The 542-nt window shown below is 60.3% G+C and carries 1 protein-coding gene; it reads right to left on the bottom strand.

Features of this window, described 5'->3' with window-relative positions:
- A partial coding sequence (locus HMPREF2608_RS01475; RefSeq protein ID WP_141761447.1) for an FAD-binding protein occupies window positions 1-400 on the bottom strand: 400 nt, incomplete at its 3' end.
- Window positions 401-542: the final 142 nt, after the last annotated feature.

Below are 542 nucleotides of genomic sequence, written 5' to 3'. Positions count from 1 at the left end.
TCTGCATGACGGCTTCGCCCGTGTAGTCGGCGACGTGGGCGATTCGGCGGCAGGTGTGCCCGCCTTCGCGCGTCAGGTGCAGGTCGTTATTATTTTGGTCGAACGCCACGCCCTGCGCCAGCAGCCATTCGATTGCCGGTTTGCCCTGCGACAGGATGGTGCGGACGGCGGCTTCGTTGCACAAACCTGCACCCGCTTCCAAAGTATCGGCGACGTGTTTTTCGATGTCGTCCTCTCCCGACCACGCCGCCGCAATCCCTCCTTGCGCATGACGGCTGGCGGTGTCATCCAGCCGGTTTTTACACAAAATGACGATGCGGAACGACTCAGGCAGCGACAGGGCGAGCGTCAGTGCCGCCAGCCCGTTTCCGGCAATCAATACGTCGCAATCGGTTTGCATGGTGTTGTCCTTGTTTGAGAGGTCGTCTGAAACGGCAATATGGACGGCAAATCAGGCGGGGCCCATGCCGTTGAACACATCCCCGCGTTTGAGTCCTGCCGCGAAGTTGAGCATACGCTGCAAAGGCAGTTTGGCGGCTTCG

It is taken from the genome of Neisseria sp. HMSC064D07 (assembly GCF_001837185.1).
GTDB lineage: Bacteria > Pseudomonadota > Gammaproteobacteria > Burkholderiales > Neisseriaceae > Neisseria > Neisseria flavescens_C.
The sequence above is the reverse complement of the archived record's forward strand: the minus strand, read 5'-3'. Positions and strand labels throughout refer to the sequence as shown.